Origin of the sequence: Methylophaga sp. UBA1464, assembly GCF_002325665.1 — a bacterium.
In the GTDB taxonomy this organism is placed as follows: domain Bacteria; phylum Pseudomonadota; class Gammaproteobacteria; order Nitrosococcales; family Methylophagaceae; genus Methylophaga.
Genome location: NZ_DCSO01000048.1, coordinates 41,347 through 45,188 on the forward strand (window position 1 = coordinate 41,347; position 3,842 = coordinate 45,188).

Sequence of the window (3,842 nt, forward strand, 5' to 3'; positions counted from 1 at the left end):
ATGTCTGAACCACCAGCCACAATGATAAAGCTGTGGCGACTAATACCACTAATGCCATCGACCAGACTTTGCTGGCCATGATCTCAAACGGTGTGACTGGCATCACCAGTAAATGCTCGACCGTGCCATGCTCACGCTCCCGGATAAGCGCAGCCCCAGTGAGAATAATTGACAGCATCGTAATGTTGTTAATCAACTGCATTACCGCGCCAAACCATTGGCTATTGAGTTCGGCATTAAATTTTGCCCGCAGTACCAGATCTGCTGGCGTCGTGCTGATTTGACGATGCCGTTCAACAAAGGCTGTTATTTCTCCACTGACAATGGACTGTACATAACTATTTCCGGTAAACGCCTGCCCCATTCGGGTAGCATCAATATTTAACTGAATAACGGGTTGATGACCAGCCAGTAAATCACGTTGAAAATTAGACGGAATATGCAAAGCAAAGGTATCAATTCCCATATCCATACGAGCATCTATTTCATGCTGTTCAACCAGTACAGGAGGCATAAAATACGGTGGATAGAAAGCATCTACAATACGCATAGATAAGGGTGAACGATCATCATCAACAATGGCTATCGGTGCAGTATTCAAGGAATCAATCATCGCTGTCGCAGCGGTATAAATTGATAAACTGAATGCGTAAACAATGAAAATCATCAATACCGGATCACGCGCCAGACTTCGTAATTCTTTGATGCCTAAATGCAGCAGATTGGCGACACCCATCTCAGCGCTCCTGCTTTTTCAGTAACATCACGCCCATAAATAATAAGGCTGGAGCCGCAATAAACAAAGCGATAAAGGCAGATTGTAAATCGGTGTAAGACAGCCCTTTGGAAAACACACCACGAGAAATGGTGAGAAAATGCGTCGCCGGATAAATCTCACCAATCCATCTGCCGGCACCTTGCATCGAAGACACCGGATCAATCATGCCGGAAAATTGTACCGCGGGTACCAGCGTTAGTAATGCTGTGCCAAATAATGCCGCGATCTGGCTGCGGGTAAAGGCCGATATCAACAACCCTAACGAGGTTGCACAAAATACATAGAATAGTGCTGCAAACGACAAGGTAAGAAAACTGCCGGTAAAGGGCACTTGAAAGATAAAGACAGCAAATAACACCAGTAAAAAATAATTCAGCATGCCCAACGCAATGTAAGGTAGTTGTTTACCCAACAGAAATTCCAGACGACTGACCGGGGTGACATACAGATTTACAATCGACCCCAACTCTTTCTCACGAACCACCGAAAGCGCCGTCAACATGGATGGAATCAACATCAATAGCAAAGGAATCATCGCGGGTACCATTGCCACCAAACTTTTCACATCGGGATTATAACGAAAGCGGGTTTCAATCGTCGCCGGCTGAGCGAATATCGCCGAGCCCAGTATTTCTCTTGATTTAGTGGTGAGCCAATGGGCGTGCATCCCTTGCACGTATCCACGAACATTTTCACCGCGGGTTGGCATTGAACCATCAATCCAGGCACCAATTTCTACAGATTGACCACGTGCCAGATCCCGGCCGAAACCATAGGGAATCTCGATCGCCAGACTCAATTCACCTGACTGCATGCGCTTTTCTATTTCAGCATGGCTATATAGCGCAGGCTGCTCAATAAAATAACGTGAACCGGATAAATTCAATGTGTAATCACGACTGGTAGCAGATTGATCAGCATCCAGCACAGCAAATTTGAGATCTTCAACATCCAGACTAATGCCATAGCCGACTACAAACATCAGTAATAAAGTCCCCACCATCGCCAGCGTTAAACGCACAGGGTCACGGAGCAATTCGAGTGTTTCACGTCGGCTGTAACTATATAAACGTCGCAGGCTGAATCGGTTATCCGTATTCGTAGCAACAGCTGTTTTAATGGGTGTTGGCAGAGTGTTTTCAGCAGTTTGTTCGGCAACCGCTTGCTTTTTCTCGTGTCGATCGACTTCTTCCTGCAGATAATCGACAAAGGCATCTTCAAGTGATGTGGTTTTCTTGAAGGCTTTTAAGTTATCGGGAGTATCTGTCACTAATACCCGTCCGGCATGCATCAATGAAATCCGGTCACAGCGCTCCGCTTCATTCATAAAATGTGTGGAGATAAAGATAGTCACCCCATCATGCCGCGCCAAATCCGCCATGATTTGCCAGAACGCATCGCGGGCAATCGGATCAACACCTGATGTCGGTTCATCCAGAATCAGCATTTCCGGACCATGAATCATCGCTACCGCCAGCGATAATCGTTGTCTTTGTCCTAACGGTAACGACTCCGGCAAACTATCCATCACCGTTTCAAGTTCAAAACGTTTTGCCATTTCGCTGATTCGACTCGCAATATTCTGCGATGGCAGTTTGAATAAACGTGCATGCAGATCCAGGTTTTGCCTGACTGTGAGTTCGCCATACAAAGAGAAGGATTGCGTCATATAGCCCACGCGTTGTCGGGTTGTCAGATCATGAGGATCAATCATGTTGCCAAACAACCTGGCCTGGCCTTCAGTGGCGGCCAATAAGCCAGTGAGCATTTTCATCGTGGTGGTTTTGCCACAACCATTGGAACCGAGAAAGCCGAAAATCTCACCACGCGGTATACGAAAACTCACCCTATCGACCGCTGTAAAATCACCAAAGCGCATAGTGAGATTATCCGCTTCGATCGCAAAACCATCCTGAATAGATTCATTACGCGGCGGAATCACAACTGCTTGGTGGCGACCACGTTGTATCGCCGGTAGTAAGGCAATAAAAGCCGATTCCAGTGAGGTGGTAGAAGTTTGCTCAAGTAGCTGCTGCGGGGTTCCGGTAGCCAATACCTGACCCTGATTGATAGCGACCAACCAATCAAAATCTGCGGCCTCTTCCATATAGGCGGTGGCCACTAAAACACTCATTAGAGGATTGTCTTGCCGAATGCGATTAATCAAGGTCCAGAACTGGCGTCTGGATAACGGATCCACACCCGTTGTTGGTTCATCCAGAATCAATAAGTCCGGATCATGAATCAGCGCACAGCATAATCCTAATTTCTGCTTCATACCGCCGGATAGTTTGCCTGCTGGACGATTAGCAAAAGCACTCAGTCCGGTGGCTTGCAATAATTGTGTGATGCGTTGTTCACGCTCAGCCCGATCCTGGCCAAATAAACGAGCAAAGAAGTCGACATTTTCGAATACAGATAACGTGTGATAGAGGTTTTTACCCAGACCTTGTGGCATATAGGCGATCCGTGGGCAAACCGATTGACGATGCTTTTTTTGCTGCATATCACCGCCAAGCACCTCTACCTCACCATGCTGAATGGCATGTGCACCAGATATCAGCGAAAACAAGCTGGATTTACCGACGCCATCAGGACCGATGACGCCAACCATCACCCCTGCTGGAATATCGAGATTCAGATTTTTCAATGCCTGTGTTTTGCCATAGTCGAGACGAACATTTTTCAGCACTACAACTGGGCGCTTGCTGTTAACCTCCGTCAGTGGCGACCAGGTCATTAAGGAATCCTCACCGCCATATGTTCTGGCCACTCTCCTTGTGCATTTTCAAGAATAAACGCCATGCCTGGCAAACCGGTTTTTACACGAAGAATATTCGCATCCAGCAAATCCTGAGGAATTTGGGAACGCACCCGAAACATCAGTTTTTCCCGTTCACTGGCAGTCTCGACTGACTTAGGTGTGAACTGGGCGACATCGGCGACAAAAGATACTTTGGCTGGAAAAACATAATTCGGTGCTGCATCGATAATAATTCTGACCTCTGTACCTAATGCCAGACGTCCGGCACTGCTGGTCGGTAAAAAGAAGGTCATATATACC

Annotated in this window: 2 protein-coding genes and 1 pseudogene; all 3 read right to left on the minus strand. The window is 47.0% G+C overall.

The window, feature by feature from the left end; genetic code table 11:
- Positions 1 to 736 (minus strand): ABC transporter permease (locus B3O33_RS05795; RefSeq protein ID WP_292363177.1); only part of this gene is annotated, 736 nt, incomplete at its 3' end.
- A 1-nt stretch (position 737) separates the two neighbouring features.
- Positions 738 to 3,518: a ribosome-associated ATPase/putative transporter RbbA gene (gene rbbA / locus B3O33_RS05800; protein WP_292359740.1), complete on the minus strand. Its 2,781-nt coding sequence runs from the start codon at positions 3,516 to 3,518 to the stop codon at positions 738 to 740.
- Positions 3,518 to 3,842, minus strand: a pseudogene (locus tag B3O33_RS05805) (glycoside hydrolase family 43); the annotation flags it as partial. The pseudogene B3O33_RS05805 and the gene rbbA, both read right to left, overlap by 1 nt.

Coding starts and splice junctions, on each gene's coding strand:
- rbbA (WP_292359740.1), bottom strand. CDS start 3,518: ATGACCTGGTCGCCACTGACGGAGGTTAACAGCAAGCGCCCAGTTGTA.